This window comes from Ruegeria sp. YTSA072 (assembly GCF_059610285.1).
The window spans coordinates 392,567-412,564 of sequence record NZ_JBXWNI010000002.1 but is presented as its reverse complement, the minus strand read 5'-3'; the positions used below and the strand labels follow the sequence as shown (position 1 = coordinate 412,564).

At 57.4% G+C, this 19,998-nt stretch carries 17 protein-coding genes; 7 read left to right on the top strand and 10 right to left on the bottom strand.

Going from position 1 to position 19,998, the window contains the following annotated elements; genetic code table 11:
* Nucleotides 1-177 precede the first annotated feature (177 nt).
* Both AC2FIB_RS06205 and AC2FIB_RS06200 read left to right on the top strand, forming a co-directional pair.
* Nucleotides 178-654, top strand: coding sequence for a hypothetical protein (locus tag AC2FIB_RS06205; protein ID WP_496725186.1), 477 nt, complete (start codon nt 178-180; stop codon nt 652-654).
* Nucleotides 651-1,586, top strand: coding sequence for a polyprenyl synthetase family protein (locus AC2FIB_RS06200; protein WP_496733723.1), 936 nt, complete (start codon nt 651-653; stop codon nt 1,584-1,586). The genes AC2FIB_RS06205 and AC2FIB_RS06200 overlap by 4 nt, the downstream gene beginning before the upstream one ends.
* Here the strand turns inward: AC2FIB_RS06200 and AC2FIB_RS06195 are convergent, their stop codons facing one another.
* Nucleotides 1,587-4,868 carry an adenylate/guanylate cyclase domain-containing protein gene (locus tag AC2FIB_RS06195; protein ID WP_496733724.1) on the bottom strand — a complete coding sequence of 1,094 codons (3,282 nt, stop codon included), beginning with the start codon at nt 4,866-4,868 and terminating at the stop codon, nt 1,587-1,589.
* A gap of 33 nt (nt 4,869-4,901) precedes the next feature.
* Nucleotides 4,902-6,689, bottom strand: coding sequence for an FAD-dependent oxidoreductase (locus AC2FIB_RS06190; protein ID WP_282120224.1), 1,788 nt, complete (start codon nt 6,687-6,689; stop codon nt 4,902-4,904).
* Between the two features lie 647 nt (nt 6,690-7,336).
* On the opposite strand from AC2FIB_RS06190, the gene AC2FIB_RS06185 reads away from it, so the two are divergent.
* Complete coding sequence (locus AC2FIB_RS06185) at nt 7,337-7,525, top strand: hypothetical protein (protein WP_496733725.1); 189 nt, start codon at nt 7,337-7,339, stop codon at nt 7,523-7,525.
* Nucleotides 7,526-7,855: 330 nt separating this feature from the next.
* Here the strand turns inward: AC2FIB_RS06185 and gph are convergent, their stop codons facing one another.
* Entirely contained in the window at nt 7,856-8,515 is a 660-nt protein-coding gene (gph, locus tag AC2FIB_RS06180) for a phosphoglycolate phosphatase (protein WP_496733726.1), read from the bottom strand.
* Between the two features lie 224 nt (nt 8,516-8,739).
* Between gph and hemP the strand changes: the two genes are divergently transcribed.
* Nucleotides 8,740-8,907 carry a hemin uptake protein HemP gene (gene hemP / locus AC2FIB_RS06175; RefSeq protein WP_081894606.1) on the top strand — a complete coding sequence of 56 codons (168 nt, stop codon included), beginning with the start codon at nt 8,740-8,742 and terminating at the stop codon, nt 8,905-8,907.
* Nucleotides 8,904-9,380: a hypothetical protein gene (locus AC2FIB_RS06170; protein WP_472722957.1), complete on the top strand. Its 477-nt coding sequence runs from the start codon at nt 8,904-8,906 to the stop codon at nt 9,378-9,380. The genes hemP and AC2FIB_RS06170 overlap by 4 nt, the downstream gene beginning before the upstream one ends.
* Before the next feature lie 51 nt (nt 9,381-9,431).
* Here the strand turns inward: AC2FIB_RS06170 and AC2FIB_RS06165 are convergent, their stop codons facing one another.
* From AC2FIB_RS06165 to AC2FIB_RS06135, 7 genes are all read right to left on the bottom strand, one after another.
* Nucleotides 9,432-12,497 carry an aminotransferase class III-fold pyridoxal phosphate-dependent enzyme gene (locus AC2FIB_RS06165; protein ID WP_496733730.1) on the bottom strand — a complete coding sequence of 1,022 codons (3,066 nt, stop codon included), beginning with the start codon at nt 12,495-12,497 and terminating at the stop codon, nt 9,432-9,434.
* Between the two features lie 15 nt (nt 12,498-12,512).
* Complete coding sequence (locus AC2FIB_RS06160) at nt 12,513-13,385, bottom strand: NAD(P)-dependent oxidoreductase (protein ID WP_496733732.1); 873 nt, start codon at nt 13,383-13,385, stop codon at nt 12,513-12,515.
* 97 nt (nt 13,386-13,482) lie between these two features.
* Nucleotides 13,483-13,872 carry a Cu(I)-responsive transcriptional regulator gene (gene cueR, locus AC2FIB_RS06155; RefSeq protein ID WP_282121076.1) on the bottom strand — a complete coding sequence of 130 codons (390 nt, stop codon included), beginning with the start codon at nt 13,870-13,872 and terminating at the stop codon, nt 13,483-13,485.
* Nucleotides 13,869-16,349: a heavy metal translocating P-type ATPase gene (locus tag AC2FIB_RS06150; RefSeq protein ID WP_496841824.1), complete on the bottom strand. Its 2,481-nt coding sequence runs from the start codon at nt 16,347-16,349 to the stop codon at nt 13,869-13,871. Before AC2FIB_RS06150 ends, cueR begins: the two co-directional genes overlap by 4 nt.
* 103 nt (nt 16,350-16,452) lie before the next feature.
* The gene (locus tag AC2FIB_RS06145) at nt 16,453-16,614 is read right to left on the bottom strand and encodes a hypothetical protein (RefSeq protein ID WP_472722960.1); all 162 of its coding nucleotides are present in this window, start codon (nt 16,612-16,614) and stop codon (nt 16,453-16,455) included.
* A gap of 42 nt (nt 16,615-16,656) precedes the next feature.
* The gene (locus AC2FIB_RS06140; protein WP_496733737.1) at nt 16,657-17,277 is read right to left on the bottom strand and encodes a pyridoxamine 5'-phosphate oxidase family protein; all 621 of its coding nucleotides are present in this window, start codon (nt 17,275-17,277) and stop codon (nt 16,657-16,659) included.
* A gap of 11 nt (nt 17,278-17,288) precedes the next feature.
* Nucleotides 17,289-17,753, bottom strand: a complete 465-nt coding sequence (locus AC2FIB_RS06135) for a nuclear transport factor 2 family protein (RefSeq protein WP_496733738.1) — start codon at nt 17,751-17,753, stop codon at nt 17,289-17,291.
* A gap of 301 nt (nt 17,754-18,054) precedes the next feature.
* On the opposite strand from AC2FIB_RS06135, the gene AC2FIB_RS06130 reads away from it, so the two are divergent.
* Nucleotides 18,055-18,618, top strand: a complete 564-nt coding sequence (locus tag AC2FIB_RS06130; RefSeq protein WP_496733740.1) for a TetR/AcrR family transcriptional regulator — start codon at nt 18,055-18,057, stop codon at nt 18,616-18,618.
* A 126-nt stretch (nt 18,619-18,744) separates the two neighbouring features.
* A complete protein-coding gene (locus tag AC2FIB_RS06125; protein ID WP_496733742.1) occupies nt 18,745-19,902 on the top strand; it encodes an acyl-CoA dehydrogenase family protein in 1,158 nt (385 codons plus the stop codon).
* The last annotated feature ends 96 nt before the right edge of the window (nt 19,903-19,998 follow it).

Genomic DNA, 19,998 nt, shown 5'->3' with positions numbered 1-19,998 from the left:
TCCCAAAGGTTAATAGATGGTTAACATATCTCGGTACTTGATTGCGCGGCGATCTTCTTGTTTTACTGAAAATCAAATCAACCCATGCCCAAACGCGGTGTGAATATACAGTGACAATCGGTAACAAAACTCTGAATCTACAGAACTTTATGACGATGCGGGCAATGGAGTAGCAAGATGAATCAAGACGATGGATCATCACGCAATGAGTTTGGGAACCCCGGCTCGATTGACGATATGGTGGCGATGTATCTGGAAGCGCTTGAGGGTGTTCTAGGCTCGCTGCGGGACTACAGCGAAAAGGGTGCACGGGTCGAACCCGACGTGATGTTTCTGCTTGCACAGGCACAAGCCCGGTGGCTCAGTTCAGCTTTGCGGTACTGGCAGCAGATTGCGACCATCGTCTCGACCCAAGGGACAGACGCGATCGAAGCAACCATACCCAGTGCGGATGGCCCGTCATTGGAGGCCAGACAGCTGATCGTGCTGGACAAGGCCCGTGCCGTGTTGCGCGAAATATCGGATCTGTCGCTGAGCGAGGCAAAACTGTTGCAACGTGATCTTATGGAAATCGAGGCTGAGCTTCGTAAGTCAGTCGGCCCCGAGGGTGACGACCGGGAAGGCCCCCATCGATATGCAAAATCCAAACCATGAATAACGAAGGTGCCCGCGCCGACTGGGTAATACCGGAACTGGGATTTGAATCTGAGACGGAACGGCTTCGCACAGCCATCGGCACGTGGGTTGAATCCACACCCGAGGAGATGCGGCCGCAGTTGGAAGAACAGTTTCTGGCCGGCTCAAAGTATTTTCGCCCATTGACCATCTTTGCCTGTCAGACGGCTATCGGCAGCGAGGAGATCACGGATGAAACCATACAGGCAGCCGTAACGCTTGAGCTGTTTCATAACATGACGCTGGTTGTGGACGACATACTGGACCAGTCGGACGAACGGCGCGGCAAACCGACCATGCACACGGCCTTTGGGCAACTTGCGGCGCTGATGACGTCCGGGTTCATGGTTGCGGAAGGCTATCGGATGATGGCGACCGAGCCGCAGGTGGTCGGGTTGTTGTCCGAGTTGATGTCCCGGCTTGGCGCGGCCGAGATCGCGCAGTGGAACAGCCGCACGATGCCGCGCGGGGTCGAGGATTGGCGCAAGCTGGCGCAGGAAGACACCGGTTCGATGTTCGAGGTCGCTGCTTGTCTCGGCGACCGTAGCGAGGGGTTGCGCCATTTCGGTGGTCTGCTGGGCACCCTGTATCACGCCTGCGATGACGTGTCCGACGTGCGTGGAACTGAAGCCCTGGGTGGCGGCGGTGAAGAGGACATTCGCGACGGGATTCTAACCCTGCCGGCCGCGATAGCAGTACGCGAACCTGCAATTGCCGAAATGTTCCGCGACCCGAACCCAGGCAATTACGACGCGCTGGCCGAGGCCTTTCGCGCCGCTTTGCCAGAAGCCGAGGCAGAGTTGGACCGGATCGCTGCAAGCGCGATAGCTGAGGCAAATCGATTTGCACGGAACCCCAAAAAGTTGATCACGCTTGTGGATCGCACACGGGCTTTGGGCGAAGCGCGCTGATCACAAATAGGCGCGCGCTGCTTTCAGATACTGGCTGTCGAACCCTTCCTCGAACTGCGCCATTAGCGGTTCGATAAGCGCGCGTTGTGCGTCTTTGGCGGGCAGCAAGGACGCCAACCCAAGCGCGGCGCGCAGTTGCCATGCCAAAGCTGACCGGTTTTGCGCTGCGTCGTAAGCAGCGCGATAGTGCTGCTCGGCGCTGCTGGTGTCGCCACGCTTCTGTGCCAATTCCCCTTTGACTAGGCTCAGGTCCAGTACGTGGTTCAATTCGCCCCCAACCTGCAGTGGTCGGTCAAGATCGTCCAGAACCCGGGCGGCATCCTCGATCCGGTCCTGTGCCAACAGCAGGCGTGCGTGATTGGCTTCAAAACAGACGCGGTGGTAATGAACGCCGGCATTCTTGCAGGCGGCAACAGCCGTGGCCGTGATCTTTTCGGCCTCTCCCAGCTGACCGAGTTTTGCCATGGCCCGGGCGCGCCAGAATGAGGCCCAGACACCCAAGAACCTGTACCCGTACTCTCCGGCAACCGCGCTGCATTCTTCGGTCAGGTCCATGACCTGTTCCCAGTCACCGTTCCAGTCATGGATGCGGATCACCCCGTTCGACAGCGCATAGACAAGCGAATAGGGGTCAGGCAGCGACCGGGTGTAATTTAGGATGTCGTTCCCGACCTTCACCGCCTGATCCGGGCGGCCCAGAGACCAAAGCGCCGCTGCCCGGAAACATTCTGAGATCACTTTGGGCTCTGCGGCCGACAGGCGCGGCCCCGGCTGGTCCCAAATGCCTTCTTCATAAAGCTGCAGCACCCGTTCGCCATAACGCACCGACTCGGCGTAGTCGCCACGGTTGAAATGGGACCATGCCTGCATCGAGGCGGAATAGACTTCATAGCGGGCATTGCCGCTGCGCGTCGCCTCGTCAGCAAGCGCCGCAAAGGTCTCGTGCCCCGAGCTTACATCGCCACGCATGGTTTCAAATGCCCCGATGCCGTAAAGAACCGCAACGCGCAGGTCGGGGTCGTCAACATCCACAAACAGCTCGCGGGAGCGCTCAAAAGCGGTCTGCGCCTGTGGCGAGGCATAGCTGGTCGCCGCAAAGTGCACGACGCCGATGGTTGACTGCAATTGCAGCTCCAACTTGGCGCGATCAGCCAGGTCGTCGACCTCGCCGACATATTCCAATCCATTGCTAAGCTGCGCCAGTGCCTCCTTCATCGAGGCCCGGCTCCAGGCAGATTTACCAGCTGTCAGCCAATAGGGAACTGACCGGTCGCCCAGACCGGCGGCAACAAAATGGTTTGCCACCTGTTCCGGACCGGACTTGCAGCGTTCGGGAAATTTTTCTTCCAGTGTTTCGGCAATCTTTCCATGTAATTGCTGCCGCCGCCGCCGCAATATAGATCGATACGCAGCCTCCTGAATCAAGGCATGGCGGAACATCAGGCTTTGGCCGGTTTGGTCCGGGTATGCGAGGTCTGCGTCACCCAGTTGCAAAAGCGAGTCCGAGAGCTCGGGCAGCGGAGTTCCGGTCACCTGAGACAGCAGGTCGACATCGAATTCCCGGCCGATCACGGCGCCGATTTGGGCGTATTCACGGACCGCTCCCAACTTGTCGAGGCGCGCCATCAAACTGTCTTGCAAGGTTTCAGGCACCAAATCCGCGCTGTTTCTGGATTCTATGGCAGAGCGGGTCAGTTCTTCGGCGAAAAGCGGTACGCCATCCGACCGTTCCAGCAATTGCTGGCGCTGTTCGGCCGAAAAGGCATCCGAGCCTGTCATACTGTCCAGCAGCTCTTCGACTTCGGCAGGCTTGAGGCGCGCCAGTTCGCAGGTTTCCAGGTGATCCACCTGCCAGTCATGAGTAAATTCCGGCCTGCAGGTCACAAGCAGCAGGATCTGGCAATCGGCGAGTTTGGCCGCAAATTTGGTCAACAAATCCAGCGATGTAGGGTCGATCCAGTGCAAGTCTTCAAAATGCACCAACAATGGTGCCCGCTTGGACAGAACGATGACCTGTTCGATCAGCATGTCGATCGTGCGGGTCTTTTGCAACTCGGGCGAAAGGTTCAGCGGCGGATACCTGTCACAGGGCAGCGAAAACAAAGACGCCATCAGCGCGCGGGCTTCGTTCAGATCGTCTTCGGCAACGACCAGTTTTTCCAGCTTGTCCAGCCTGGCTTCGCTGTCATCGTCTTCCTTGAACCCGAGCACGGTTTCGATCTGACGGCGGATAGGGTACAGGGCCGTGTTCTCAAAGTAGGGTGCGGATTGCAGGTGAAGAACGGTGGCACCTTCGCCCTTGGCCTGATCCACCACCTCATATGTGAGGCGGCTTTTGCCGATGCCAGCCTCACCTGAGACAAGGCAAACATTCCCCTTCTTGGATTTGGCATCTTCCCAAGCCGACATCAGGCGTGTCCGTTCCTGCGTGCGACCGACCAGAGGCGTAAGCTGCCACCGTGCCGAGGTGACGGCGAACCGGTCCTGGCGCTGTGCTGTGGATATGACACGCCAAGCCACCTGGCCGGGCTCAAACCCCTTCAGATGGATGTTTTCCAGCGCCTCATAGACGAACATATCCCCCAACAGAGACTGAGTTCTCTTCCCAATGACAATTTGCCCTGGCTTTGCCAGACCCTGCAATCTGGCTGCAAGGTTGGGCGTATCGCCGGCCACTGCTGAGGTTGAATTTACCCCGTTCTGGTCAAGATCACCGGCCACAACCAACCCGGTTGCAATGCCGATGCGCACCTGTAGGCGTTCACCGGCTGCAGTATCCAACGCGGCGACGGCCTCGACAATTTCCAAAGCCGCGCGGCACGCGCGTTCTGCCGCGTCCTCCTGCGCAACCGGGTAGCCAAAATAGACTACAACGCCGTCGCCAAGGTATTGGGCCACGTGCCCTCTGGCCTCTTTAACCAATTGCGAGACCGTATCCTGATACAGCGCCATGAGGTCGCGATAGTCTTCGGGATCAAGCCGCGCCGACAGGGCGGTCGAGCCGACCAGATCGCAAAACATAATGGTGAGGTGTCGCCGTTCGGCGCTTTCCTCGCCCGTCATGGCACCGCTGGGTCTGGGCTGCGCCGCATCCGGTTTCAGCGCGGTGATTGCCTTGCTGATCTTGAGTCGATGACCCAGCACCGTGACACCCATTTCTCTGAGATGGTCGCCGGTCACATCTTCAAGAATGTCCAGGTCGATACCGTTCTCATCAAACAGTTCGGTGTATTGTGGCAGGCCAATTTCGTTCAGCCATGCCGCAATCGATTTAGTAGTCATCAGTCGTCTCTTACTCGTGCGAGGTATTCTTGGTTACTTTTTACGGGGCTTGCCGTCTTCTGTATAGTTCCAGAACATTGGACCCAGGCCCAAAGTCTTTTCGTTCCACTTACTTGCAGGCAGCCAATCCGTAAACAGTGAACCAAGGTCCTCGGGATTCGGTGTGAATTTCGACTTCGGAAACTTGAAGTCCTTCGGCGGCCAAAGCTTATTAATCCCCAGCGCCTTGTCCGCAAGCGTCCAGGCTTTTGCACTGGCGGCATAGGGTGCCCAGGCGATCTTGAGCGTCTGAAACATCTGGCTGGGATAAAAATCGGGTGTGATCACTTCTACCGGTTTACCCGCATCGCCTTTGTCCGGTTCTCTTTGCGCGGCCTGACGTACGCCTTCAGCCGCGATCAACCCTGTTGCACAGGCGCCTTCGACGGTCGAAACATCCGCGAAATTTCTGACGTAAGTCCCGGCAAGAAACAGGTTCTCGAACTTGGTGTTGACCTCGGGGCGATGTTCCCAGCTGCCGGTGAGATTGGCGAAAAGCTCTTCGCCAGTATTTGTATCGACCGAAGTCTGGAACAGATCGATATCCGCCTCGGTTATCTCTAACTTGGCAGTGATTTCTCGCAGAATATAGTCGATCGCGGTTTTGGGATTTTTGAGATCCAGAATGAGGTTCTGGTTTTCGTCCCGGCGTTCGGGTTTTACAGACAGAAGCGATTTGAAATCCGAAACTGTCACATAAAGGAAGGTGTTTTTGAGGCCCCACGTCGCCGAGTAGTTGAGGAACGTCATCTCATAGGGTGTATCCATGAACACCACCACATCCGAAGGGATGCCGGGTAGTTTCCGCTTGAGATAAAGCTCGACCGACGCCATCGGTTCGGCCTCCAGGTATCTCAGCTGCCCAAGATCCGGGTCGGCGTTGTAGAGATCATCAGTTACCATTGAGGCCATCGCACCGGGGGTGATGCTGATGATCACATTCTCATCGCTGACATCCACTTCGATGTCTTTCTTTGCGATCCCCCATTTGGGGTTAACTGATGGCGATTTGGTTACCTTGTCAAACACCAGCCGTTCGATCCGAGTGCCGTCTGCGTTGGGATGCACTTCGCGAATTCGGTGGCGGTACTTGAGCTCAAACCGGTCTCCGAACTGATCGAGCTTTTTGTGGAAGGGATCAATCAGAGTTTCTTTCTTGGACCCATCAAACAGCCAAAGCTGCGGAACCGGAACGCGGTTGCCGTACTTCAGGAAGGTTTTGTAGCTGCGCGCCGAAGCTTGCCAGCTGTCAATCGCCCACACGGTTTGCCAGATCTTCTCATGAAGCTTCGCCACAACATCGGTGCAATAGGGCCGCCCGCGCAGCCAGCCGTTGAACGACATCCGGTCAAGCTTGTCATCTTCACTGTCCGGGATCGAAAGCAGATCGACCATCGAATACATGAACAGGAAGAGTTCAGCAGGCGGCGCTGCGCCACCGGTGAGGTTGCGGTAAAAATCCTGAATGCCGCCCGGGTTCACCATTTCGGGCATGTTGTCGAGATCACCGTCATAGAGGAACTTGAAGGCTTCGCGCGGTGTGAAGTTGTCTTCAATTCCCAGGTCTTCTGCGACCGACCAGAAGTTGTAATACCAATTGCACAGCATGTGATAGCTGTGCTCGCGCGGATAATCGCCGTGGTCGTGCTCCTTATGGGACCGCAACATTCCACCAATGAAATTGTCCTGCTCATACAGGGTGACGTGGTATCCCCGCTCCAACAAACGAAGAGCCGCGGTGAGCCCGGCGATCCCGGCCCCGACGATAGTTACCTTATGCATGCTCACTCCCTCGGTTTTCTGCGTCACAAGCCTGCAAACCCAGACCGGCGCCGTCAAAACTTATCTAAGGTTACGCTGCTTGGGGCAGCAAAGGAAACTATTTCAGAGTGTTGCAGGAAAATGATCCGCAGGACGAAAGGCAACGGGATGTGCCTCTGCCGTGAAGCAAGTTTGCTTTGGCAAGGGTAGGGGGCTGGGCTGCATCAGATACTACAAGATTCAAAGACCGAGACTTGGGGCCGACGATGTTCTCTTCGATTTGACAGCGCTCGTGAAATTGCAACAGCAGTTGGCAGCCGAGCCACCAGTTATTAATCTGCGCAAATAACCCTCTCGGCCCAATCGAAATGTAGTTTGTTCAGACAGACGGAGCTATCAGAGCTGATTGATATGACTTGAGGACCGGCTTTGAACAACCCAAACCCACAAGGCCAGACACAGTATTTCCTGGGCGCCCGGTTACGCTGATACCGCCGATGATGGCAGCTGTGCCGAAGATTATGGGCGGCCTTTTCTGCCACGTGGTTCGTGGAAAGCAAATGGATGCTCTTTCTTCGGGCCGGAGCAACCAAGGGAACCGCCACGTTTTTTGACCACTCTGTTTCTACGGGGGCGACTATTACGGTCGCAAGACAAACCTTTAAGGGGTGGGTCCGAGTCGGGCCGAAGCCCGAGGCGTTGACTGGGATCAAGTCACGCTCGAAGCTTTCTACCGGTTCTCGATTTCACCAAGCTCGCAGACCACACCGTCTTTTCAGTTCATTGAAGACCAAATGCTGAATCTGGCGCAATCCAGCGTCACCCTGATCGACCTGCGGACGCGGATCGTTTTGTGACGAAAACCTGGCCATTTTTTCGCGGCAAGCGGCGCTTGGAGCAGAGTTTGTCGCCCCTCAGGTGGATGATTCGTGTGATCACCCGAGTGTCAAATCGTTGGTTTTCGATTTTTTTGTAATATTCGTCATAAAAATAATAGAAATTTCAATTAGTTAGATCCACCTACGGGAAACCCCCAATTCCTGAAGGCAGGTCGATTCGTTAAGGTTAATTCATCCAAAGAGTTACTGCGGACAATACCACTTTTCCCCGATGAGGGGCTGGCTACTTACCCCCTCGGCCGGCCCCTCAACCGCCTTCCCAAGTCCCCCTGCCAGTAAATTCCTCCCCTATCCCTGCAATGCCTCCAGGACGAGTGCGGGTAGTTTATGCGTGTCATCGTAGCTCAACCTGTGTGGGATCTCTTCCACCGGAGTTTTTCGGTAGCCTTCCGAAAACAAAAGAAAGGGCACGTTTGCACGGCGCGCAGTTTCGGCATCCACTTCGCTGTCTCCGACATAGAGCCGGGGTCCAGCGTTGGCGACCGCGTTGAAGCTTGCCTCAAGGTGCACGGGGTCTGGTTTGCGAACGGGTAGTGTGTCGCCGCCAAACACTGTTTCGAAGTGATGCGCCAGATCCAGTGCGTCCAGAATATGACGTGCGGGTGCCTCAGGTTTGTTTGTGCATACGCCCAGAACGCAGCCCATTTCGCGCAGTTGCGTCAGCGCCTGCGGGACGCCTGGGTAGGGGATCGTTTTGTCGCTGGAGGCGGCAGAGTAATGGGCGAGTGTGAGTTTGGTCAATTCGCTATGCTGCTCGATCGGCAGGTCGTGATGGCGGATCATCCGTTCGACCAGTTTTGGCAGACCGTTGCCCACAAATTGCTTGATCGTGCTTTCCGGCAACGGGGCGATGCCGATATCCAGTAATGTCCGGTTGGCGGCCGCTGCAATGTCCGGAAGGCTGTCGATCAGCGTTCCATCCAGGTCGAACATGATTGTTGCGGTCATCGGTTTCCCCGTCGGTTAATGCGCGTGAGCCAGACCTAACCTGCATAAAATCCTTGCACAATCACCCCACATCCGCGGTTTCCATCGAATAGGGTTGACATACCTGACTAAATTAATCAGATTAATGGAAAGACCCCTCAGCCAACCCAGTTCGGGTCAGCCATATTGTTGAAAGCGCGAACAAATTAAGGCCCTTCGCCCGAGAACCTACTGGAGTTGTCCTGATGAATGTGCAGACCCCGAATCCCAGCCAGTCCTATGCGGTGTCCATGCTTCCGGCACATAAGGCCGAAGATCTGACCAAGGGTGGCAACCTGGCCCATATCGAACTGGGCGATCAACTATATACCTTGCGTATCACACGCGCCGGCAAGCTGATCCTGACAAAATGAGCACGCATTCCTCGCGCGGTGGCGCTGCGGTTGGGCGTCTGTCCGACCTCAGCCCAATCGAAGCCGGTGCTGTGATGTATCTGCGATTGTGGAGCGAAAGTCCCGAGGCCCGTTCGGATGCTGCAAGCGATTTCGAGATCGCGCTTGGTCTTGATCAGGGGCGGGCTGCAATGATGACGCTGGATCGTTTGTGCGGGCTGTGTGCCCACCACGGCCGCCGTCCGTTGGTACGGCACGGACTTGGCTGTTCCTGCCTTGGCGCAGACGAAAACTGTTTTGCCCAGATGATTGCTGCAGCCTCGGAAGGGGCGCGTGAAGACGCGATGATGATGGCAACGCTGATCGTTCGACCAGACTTTGCCCCGGCACTGGCGTCACTGTCCGAAGAGATGGGTATGGTGCTGCGTCGGATGACCGCGTCAGTGCCCTTGCCGACAACCGGGCACAAAACCCCCTCGGCCGTGCTGCATTAAGCGGCAGGCGGCTTCAAAACCCCGACTCTGGCGAGCCGGGGTTTTGTTGTTTCAGCAGCACCCGCAGCCCGCGTGATGATGATCATGATCGCAAGTCGGGGCAGGGGCAAAGTCACCGGCTTCGGACAAAACCTCGCGCAGGGTCCAAAGGATCATGTCGACGTCTTCCGCCTCGATGGTTAAAGGAGGGCGGACTTTCAGGATGTTGTCCTTGGGTCCTTCGCTGCCGATCAGGATACGGTGATCGCGCATCCGGTTCTTGACGTAACTGCAGATTTCGGTGCCCTCGGATCCGTCTGGATTGATCAGCTCTACACCAAGAAACAAGCCCATGCCGCGCACGTCACCGATACAGGCGAAATCAGCCTCGATCTGACGGAGCCCATCCATCAGCTGCCCACCCATGACACGGGCGTTATCTTGCAGGCCTTCGTCATCGACGATGTCCAGCACCTCTTTGCCGATCCGGCAGGACAGGGTGGAGCCGCCAAAGGTCGAAAAGAACTCGATGCCGTTGTTGAAACTGTCGGCGATGGCTTTGGTGGTGACCAGTACGCCCAGCGGATGGCCGTTTCCGATGGGTTTACCCATGACAACGATATCCGGCAGCGCTCCCTGGTGTTCAAAGCCGAAATAGTGGTCACCAAGGCGACCTAGCCCGGTCTGCACCTCATCAGCAATACAAACCCCGCCGGCCGCACGGATTTTGTCGTAGACGGCTGGCAGATACCCTTTGGGTGGGATGATCTGGCCGCCAACCGATGGGAAGGTCTCGGCGATGAAGCCAGCCAACCCTTGGCCTTTGTCCTGTAGCACTGCAATAGCCGGATCCACGAGATCGGCGAATTTCTGTGCCCGGTCAGGATCGTCGCGCTTGAATGAGCCCCGGTAGTCGTCTGCAACCTCGACCAGTTCGACCCAATCGGCCTGGCCAATCCCGCCCGGTTTGTTGAACTTGTAGGCAGAGATCGCCACCGCCGCATTCGTATTGCCGTGGTACCCGTGGTCAGGCGTTACGATGCCTTTGGCCCCGGTATGCGCGCGCGCCAGACGCAAGGCCAGCTCGTTGGCCTCGGTGCCCGAGTTGACGAAAAAGCAGACCTCAAAATGATCCGGTAGCTTGGACAGAATCTTGTCGGCAAACGCGGTCTGTGCGGGGTGAAGGTAGCGGGTGTTGGAATTCATCCGCTTAAGCTGGTCCGCTGCGACGGCCTGAATGCGCGGATGCGCGTGGCCCACATGGGGGACGTTGTTATAGGCGTCCAGATAAGGACGGCCCCATTCGTCGAACAGATGATGCTTCCACCCGCGCACCAGCATGACCGGATCATCATAGGTCAGGCTAAGGTTTCCACCGAAATGGTCATGCCGCCCTTGCAGGATCGCCTGCTTGTCGGTTGGGCGATAGAACACTTTTTCGTCCGGCAGGTTCAATAGCGCTGCCGGGTTGGGACAAACGGCGTGCCACAACTCCATCTCGTCTGGGTCGCCGACACCGGGCCAGTCGTTCTGCATCCCGTCAGTTGTCAGGGCCAGTTGGAAATGCACATGCGGGGCCCAGCCGCCATTCTGCGTGGCGTTCCCCAGCCGTGCAAAAGCCGCGCCCTGTGCGACCGGATCGCCCGGTTTCAGCCGGTCACAGACCTCGGGGTCGAGATGACCATAGAGCGTATAGAACGGATCACCCTCGGGTGTTTCATGGTGCAGGATCACTACGCCGCCATAATCCAGATGCGTATCGCGGTTTTCGACTGCCTCGACCCGACCACTCACAGGTGCATGCAAAACAGTTCCGTCAGGGGCGAATACGTCTACGGCCAAATGCACCGTTCGCCTGTCAGAGGCCTTCCACGGTCCTTTGCGGAACGCCGGCTCGGCATAGATCAGGCGCGGTTCGTTGTAGTAACCCAGCCAAAGGCCTTCTCCGAACTCTTCGCCCACGCGCGCGGCTTCGTCTAGCGGCATGTGGAACGGGTTCTGGGGCCAGGTCGAGTTTTCAACCGACAGAGATCCCATCGGAATATCGCTCAGATCCTGTTCGAACATCTGTGCGAATTGACCGCGATGCTCGGCCAGATAGGCGTGGATGCGTTCGGCCCCGTCGGTCACCGGCAATCCGCAGGCGGCGCGCAGCCGGGCGGACATCAAGCCGCCATTCACCGTATCGTTCTCTAGGAAGCGCCACGCAGGGGCCTGACTGATGGTCACATAAGGATCTTCCGGATTGTCCGCGGCCATCAAGGTCGAGTTCACCACGGACACGGCCAGCCTCATCCGCAGCAGCGGCCAGATCAGATCGACCTCGTCAGCACGCAGACGGTTGGCCGCGTGATAGCCACGCACCAACGCCGTCAATGCCCGCTCGGGTTTTGGGTGGTCCAAAACGATATACGCCCCGGCAATTGCCAGATCGCAGATACGCGGTGCGGCGCACATATCACCAAGATCAATCAAGCCAGAGACGGCTTGCCGCTGACCCAGTTCACCGTCGACTAATATGTTGTAGTCATTGGCATCATTGTGGATCGCCTGTTTCGGCAGGCCCGCCAGAGGGCCCGAGATTGCATCGAATTCAACGCAAATCTCTGACAACATCGCCTGCCGCGCAGGGTCGGCAATGGCCTTCAGCTTGTCCGAAATCCAGCCCGCTTGTGTCAGGTCCCATTTGAAATCCGCGCGGTGCAGCCCGTCATGGGTAAACCGTTCCAGTGCCCGGTCGGTTGCCCCCAGAACGCGGCCCAGTTTCAGGATCAGTTCCTCGGATTTAGGCGCAACCTTGGCATAGCAATGGCCGGGCAGGCATTCGAGCAACCAAACCAGTCGGGGCTGCCCATCCTGATCAGGGATTTCCGGGAGCAGCGTACCGTTGATATCCGGAAAAACACTGGGAAAGGGCAGTCCCGGTGCCTCGGCGGCAACGTGTTTCAGCGCCTTGATCTGCAGGTCAATGAACTCTGCCTCGCAACCCGCGCGCATGACTTTCAGTACGTAGTCCTGACCATTGGTGGCCCTGACCAGAAAGTTGAGGTCATATTCGCCGTCCAGCCGGTTCAGCTTGGCTTCAAGCCCCCAATGGATGCGCAGGGCGTGGGCCCAGAATTCGGTCAACTCGGTCATCAGTGCGACGGTCCTTTAATCCAGCGCGCGCAGGCGTTTGATCAGCGAGGATGTGTCCCAGCGTCCGCCGCCCAGTTTCTGAACGTCCTTGTAAAACTGATCGACCAGAGCGGTCACAGGCAGCGAAGCCCCTGTTTCATTGGCCGTATCCAGACAGATGCCAAGATCCTTACGCATCCAGTCCACCGCAAACCCATGTTCGAAATGGTCATCCAGCATTGTCTCATATCGGTTTGCCATCTGCCAACTGCCTGCCGCGCCCTGACTGATAACTTCAACGACTGCGCGGCCATCAAGGCCCGCCTTCTCGGCAAAGTGCAGCGCTTCGCTGAGGCCCTGCACCAGACCGGCAATAGCGATCTGGTTGCACATCTTGGTCATCTGACCTGCACCGCTGTCGCCGATACGACGGCATATCTTGGAATAGACCTGCATAATCGGTTCAGCCGCGTCATACGCCGCCTGATCCCCACCGCACATAATCGACAGAACCGCATTTTCTGCCCCTGCCTGACCGCCCGAGATCGGAGCGTCCACAAAAGCGATGCCTTTTGTTTGCCCAACTTCGTACAACTCGCGTGTCACCATGGCCGAAACAGTGGTGTGATCAACAAAGGTCGCCCCATTGGACATGCCGCTGAATGCGCCGTCTTCACCTGTACAAACCATCCGTAGGTCGTCGTCATTACCGACACAGGCCATGACGAAATCTGCACCCTGCGCGGCCTCTCGGGGCGTTGTCGCCATGGCGCCACCATGTTGGGCGACCCAAGCTTCGGCCTTAGTGGCGGTGCGGTTGTAAACGGTCACCTCATGACCTGCGGCCTGCAAGTGACCGGCCATGGGATAGCCCATGACGCCCAGACCCAGAAACGCGACTTTTGCCATTTGGAGATCCTCTCTGCTGTCCGGTACCCGTTTCTTTCACCGGGCCGGATTGTTTAGCAGAGACAAAGCAAAGCTGCGTCCAAAGGGCAACCCCGCGTCACGCTTTGCCGCCCAAATCCTGTAGGATCGGGCAATCGGGTCTGTCGTCCCCTGCGCAAGCGTCGATCAGATGGCTCAGAGTGTCCCGCATGGCGTTCAGGTCAGCGATCTTGGCTTCGATCTGAGCCATATGCGCGCGGGCCACCTTTTTGACATCGGCGCTGGCACGAGTTTCGTCCTCGTACAATGCCATCAGCGTCCGGCAATCCTCGATCGTGAATCCTAAGGCGCGGGCGCGGCCCAGAAAATTCAGTTTGTGCACGTCCTGACTGCGAAATCTGCGGTATCCGTTGTCATCGCGTAGCGGTTTTACCAAACCGATATCTTCATAGTACCGAATTGTTTTTGCGGGCAGACCTGTCTGGTTTGAAACATCGCCGATATTCATGAGGTCACCGTTTGTGTTGAATGGTCTTGCGGGGCGTCAGGCAGGCTGGCGCGGACGCGTCGCAGGCGCAGCGCATTCGAGACGACAAAGACGCTGGACAATGCCATGGCCCCTGCGGCAAGGGCCGGGGACAGAAGGTGGCCGCCAAACGGGTAAAGAACTCCCGCAGCAACCGGGATAAGCAGGATGTTGTAACCAAACGCCCAGCCTAGGTTCTGCTTGATGTTGCGCATGGTTCTGCGGCTGATCTCGACCGCGTTTGCGACACCGCGCAGATCACCCGACATCAGCACCACATCCGCAGTTTCAATCGCTACGTCTGTGCCGGTTCCGATGGCGATGCCGATATCCGCCGAAGCCAGTGCCGGGGCATCGTTGATGCCATCCCCGACAAAGGCCAGTGCACCAAACGTGTCGCGCAGCGCATTGATCGCGGCAAGCTTACCATCGGGCAGCACTTCGGCTGTGACATGATCAATGCCCAGCTTGTCCGCCAGAGCCTGCGCCGTCCGGGCGTTGTCGCCTGTCACCATCGCCAAAGTTAGCCCCATTTCGTGCAACCGCCCAAGCGCCTGCACAGTGCCGGGCTTGATCGGGTCCGCGACCGCAAGCATTGCAGCGGCCTGACCGTCGATGGCGACAAACAAAGGGGTTGCGCCTTCTTCGGCGCGCTGGTTGGCCTCGGCCATCAGGTCCCTGACGGTTATGTCGTTCTGTTCCATCAATCTGGCCGAACCGATCAGCAACTTATGCCCCTCGACCACAGCCCGAACTCCCAGCCCCGTGAGAGACTCAAATTCTGATACCTTGGGCAATTCAGATGGTCCGGCACGAGTGATGGCAGTGGCAACGGGATGCTCTGACCTTGCCTCGACGGCGGCGGCCAAACGCAGAACACTGTCGCGGTCAAAGCCGTTTGCGGTCGTAACGCTCTCCAGTTCAGGTCGCCCCAGCGTAAGTGTCCCGGTCTTGTCCAGCGCGACCACCTTGGCTTGCTGCAACTGCTGCAACGCATCGCCTTTGCGGAACAGCACACCCAATTCTGCCGCGCGGCCGGTGCCGACCATGATCGAGGTTGGTGTCGCAAGGCCCATGGCGCAGGGGCAGGCGATAATCAGAACTGAGACACCGGCGACCAACGCCAATGGCAAAGCAGGGTCCGGGCCAACGAACATCCAAACGGCAATCGTCAGCAGCGCAACCCCAATAACTACTGGAACGAACCTTGCAGTGATCCGGTCGACCAGCCCCTGGATCGGCAGCTTCGCCCCCTGCGCCTGTTCGACCATGTGGATGACCTGCGCCAGCACCGTGTCGGCTCCAACGCGCGTTGCGCGCACCCGCAGCGCTCCGGTACCATTCACCGTTCCACCAACGACCTGATCCGCAGGCGACTTGCCCACCGGCACCGGTTCGCCGGTGATCATGCTTTCATCTACATAAGAGGTGCCGTCCAGAACCTCGGCATCCACGGGAACCCGTTCGCCCGGGCGGATCTGCAGGGTATCGCCTACTGTTATGTCAGCGATGGGCCTGTCTATGAAGTTCCCGCCCTGTTCGACCCGTGCCGTTTTGGGCTGCAACCCAACCAGCTTGCGGATCGCGGCCCCAGTCCGGCCTTTGGCGCGCGCTTCCATGACCCGGCCCAGCAGTATGAGAACCACGATGACAGAGGCGGCCTCGAAATACACATTGGCGCTACCCTGCGGCAGGATCTGCGGGGCGAAGGTTGCGGTGACGGAAAACAAATAGGCGGCCCCCGTTCCTAAGGCGACCAGCGCGTTCATATCGGGCGATCCGCGCATCAGTGACGGAATACCCTTGGCGTAGAACACGCGCCCGGGGCCAATCAGTATGGCCGAGGTCAGTGCGAACTGAATGAGGTGGCTGGTTTGCGTGCCGATCGTGGCCTGGACCCAATGATGGAAGGCCGGGATCATATGCCCGCCCATTTCCAGAATGAATACTGGCAGAGCCAATACCGCTGCGAAGATCGTCGCGCGGGTCAGCGCATGCGCTTCGTCGGATTTCGTGTGGTCTGTTTGGGCAGCCGTCATGCTGTCTGCCACGCGCGCAGGGTATCCTGCTGCCTCAGACAAACTGGCCAGCTTTTGCGGGTCGGTGGCCCCGTCGATAAACGTGACCACAGCGGTTTCGGTCGCAAGATTGACTTGTGCGTCGACGACCGCAGAATCAGCGGTCAGCGCGTTCTCGATCTTTGCCACGCACGAGGCGCAGGTCATCCCGCCAATTTTCAGGGTCGTCTGCTTGCTGGCCGCCGGGTACCCGGCGTTGCTCAGGGCGTCAGTCAGTGCGTTGATCGGCCCGGTATGTGTGACCTGCGCCGTTTCGGTCGCAAAGTTGACCGAGGCGTCGGTCACTTCTGGCACCGATTGCAATGCGGCTTCTACACGCCCCACGCAGGACGCGCAGGACATGCCCGAGATTTTGAGTTGTGTTGTTTGCGGCGTAGCCATGCGACTCGTCCCGATGTGTTATCTGCCCTCCAAATGGGGGTTCCAGTCACGGGAAGGTCAAGAGGTATCGCGGATTTTCTTTTTTGCAACCCGCGCGTCGGCGTCACCTGTTCGCAAACATTTCTAGCAAGAGAGAGTTGTAGGTATCCGGTGGCGGCGATCTGACGGCCTCGGGTGAGGCAAAGAACGCAAGCGACACTGCGGCCGTGGTCAGCGCGATGCCTACAAGAATGAAACCGGCCATATTCAATGAAGATCGCGACATGGGCAAAGTCCTGGTTCGAGAGGTTCATCAGGCGCTGTTGGGTCAGGACTGTTTTGCCAGCTCTTGCTTCAACCTGTCGTTTTCGGCCTGAAGTTGCGCCAATTGCTGCCCTAGCGAGTTCAGATGTGGGCGAAGCTCGGCCTCGGTAAAGCGGGGCGTGATGTGGCGCGGGCAGTTCCAGTCCAGCGCTTCGACCCGGATGATCACGGCGCGTTCAGCCAAGGCATCGGCACCGTCAGGATATAGTCTGGTTGTGGCATCTTCGCCCTCGGTGAACGCGACCCGGCCAAGGATTTTCAGGCGTCGCCGATTGGCGTAATCCATCAGGATCATTGCAACCCGGTCATTTCCATCCAGGTTGCCGCGCGAGATATACTGTTTGTTGCCCGAAAAGTCGGCATAACCGATTGTCTGCGGTCCCAGAACTTTGAGAAACCCGGTCGGTCCGCCGCGGTATTGCACATATGGCCAACCCGTTTCGGACACGGTGGACTGATAGAACCCGTCCCGCGCTTCGATAAAGGCCTTTTCAGGCTCGCCGATTTCGTGGCCTTGCTGCGGGCCACTTTCGATGAATTTGGCATAGGTCTTGGCAGACCCCATCCGTTCCTGATGGGCGCGGACGGCAGGGGTGAAGGTCAGTTCGGAAAAGGCGCGAGGCATGAGATGTCCTTTCAAAGTCCCAGATCGGACAGGCCGGGGTGATCGTCGGGGCGGGGGCCTTGCGGCCAGAAAAACAGGCGTTCGGTTTCCGCAATCGGCAGGTCGTTCAGCGATGCGTGGCGTTCGGCCATTCGACCATCTTCGGCAAATTGCCAGTTTTCGTTGCCATAAGACCGAAACCACTGACCGCTGTCGTCACGCCATTCATAAGCATAACGAACCGCAATGCGGTCACCGGAAAAGGCCCACAGCTCTTTGATCAACCGATAGTCCAGTTCCTTGTGCCACTTGCGTGTCAGAAAGGCATGGATGTCTGCATGGCCAATTAGGAATTCTGCCCGATTTCTCCATTGGCTGTCTTCGGTATAGGCCGGGGTCACGACATCCGCATCACGGCTGTTCCAGGCGTTTTCCGCCAATCGCACTTTTTGCGTTGCGGTTTCCAGGGTGAACGGGGGCAGAGGAGGACGGTTCATGCGCGGGTCTTTCAGGTCAGAGAAGCTGCCATCAAGGCGATGGTCAAAAGAAGGGGGATGTACTGGTGCGAGAGAGGTCTGGTGCGGGGTCTCATATGTTCGCTCCTGAGTTTACTGATCGGTACACTGTGTCTTGAATGTGTACAGATCGGTAACCTTTTTCAAGTGTTGAGTTGGTTTTTTTTGAACCCACATTTTCGTCTCCTAAGAGGAGTATGTAAAAACAGCAGGTTAGGCTGTGTCTGTTGCAGCCATCGCTGCGGTGCACTATGTACCGATCAGTACATACAGGAGCTGACAGATGCGCCCGAACAAACGTGACGAGCTGGTCCGCAAGGCTTTGCAGGTCTTCTATCGTGACGGATTTCACGTCACCGGCATGGACAAGTTAGTGGTCGAGACGGGCGTGTCGAAAACGTCGATGTACAAACATTTCCGTACCAAGGAAGAGCTGATCCTGGCGGCTTTACAGTTGCGGGATGAGAACTTTCGCAAATGGTTCCTGCAACGGGTAGATGAGCTGGCCGATACACCGGCCGAACGGCTGATCGCCAGTTTCGATGTGCTGGGCGAATGGTTCCTGGAGGACAGCTTTCGCGGATGCATGTTCATCAAAGCGGGCGCAGAGTATCAGGAACAAGATCACCCGATCCATGTGCAGGCAGCCGAACACAAGCATCTGATGCTCGAATTTCTCACAAATTTGGCCCGCCAGGCAGGCGCACGTGATCCCGAGGCATTGGGATGCCAGCTGCTGCTCTTGCAAGAGGGCGCAATCGTTACGGCCGTCCTGGTAAAAAGCTGCGATCCTGCGCGAGATGCAAAGGCAGCGGCACAGGTTCTGCTGGATAATGCCTTGGCCTGACCGGGTTTAAACCTGTGAACGTAAGGTCTTGTACGAAAAAGACGTTGCGTAGCAATCCGGCGGATGGGTTGGTTTGCGCGGTGCCCAACGCTACCCTTATCGAAATTCGATTTGGGAGAAGCCTACATGTCGCTATTCAAGCCAACCGCCAACTGGGTCACTGACGAACATCAGATGTTTGCCGAAATGGCAAACCGGTTCATGGACGACGAACTTGTACCCAATATCGAACGCTGGAACCAAAACGGCATGGTCGATCGCGAATTCTGGAACAAGGCCGGGGATATGGGTCTGATGGCCGGCGCTATTGCCGAGGAATATGGTGGCGTTGGCGGCGGGATCGGATTTGACGCGGTCACGTTGTACGGCCAATCCGCACGCGGCGATGCAGGCTGGGGATTTGGGATTCAGTCTATCGTTATCCATTACCTGAACGCATACGGCAGCGAGGATCAAAAACACAAATGGCTGCCCCGTCTGGCATCCGGTGAGATGGTCGGCGCTTTGGCCATGACTGAGCCCGGAACAGGCTCGGACGTTCAGTCCGTTCGCACCACCGCAGACATGGATGGAAATTCCTATCGCCTGAACGGATCCAAGATCTTTATCACCAACGGACAATCCGCCGATTTGATTCTGGTGGCCGCAAAGACGGATAAATCGCAAGGATCCAAGGGCGTATCGCTGATCGCAGTAGAAACCGAAGGCGCAGAAGGATTTCGCCGGGGCCGTAACCTCAAGAAACTGGGGATGAAGGCCAACGATACGGCCGAGCTGTTTTTTGAAGACGTCAAGGTTCCCATGACCAACCTGATCGGACCCGAGGAAGGTCAGGGCTTCTATCAGATGATGAAGCAATTGCCGTGGGAACGCCTGACCATCGGTATCATGGCGCTGGGCGCGATCGACTTCGCAATTGCCGAGACAGTGCGTTATACGCAGGAACGCAAGGCATTTGGCCAGCGCGTTATGGACTTTCAGAACACGCGTTTCAAACTGGCCGAGTGCAAAACCAAGGCCGAGGTTCTGCGCAGTTTCGTCAATGACTGCATCGCGCAGCTTGAGGCTGGTACATTGGATGCGGCGACGGCTTCTATGGTGAAATACTGGGGTTCAGAAGTGCAGAACGAGATCATGCACGAATGCCTTCAGTTGTTCGGTGGTTACGGGTTCATGATGGAATACCCGATTGCACGGCTTTATGCGGATGCGCGGGTGCAGATGATCTACGGCGGCACCAACGAGATCATGAAGGAACTGATCGCCCGTTCGCTGGACAAGTAACGCACCCAAAGGGCTCCCGCCTGTCGCCAACGTTTCTGGAAAACGTCTCATCCCGTTGGGTCGGGCAGGTGCGGGCGCAGCCCACACCTGCCCGAC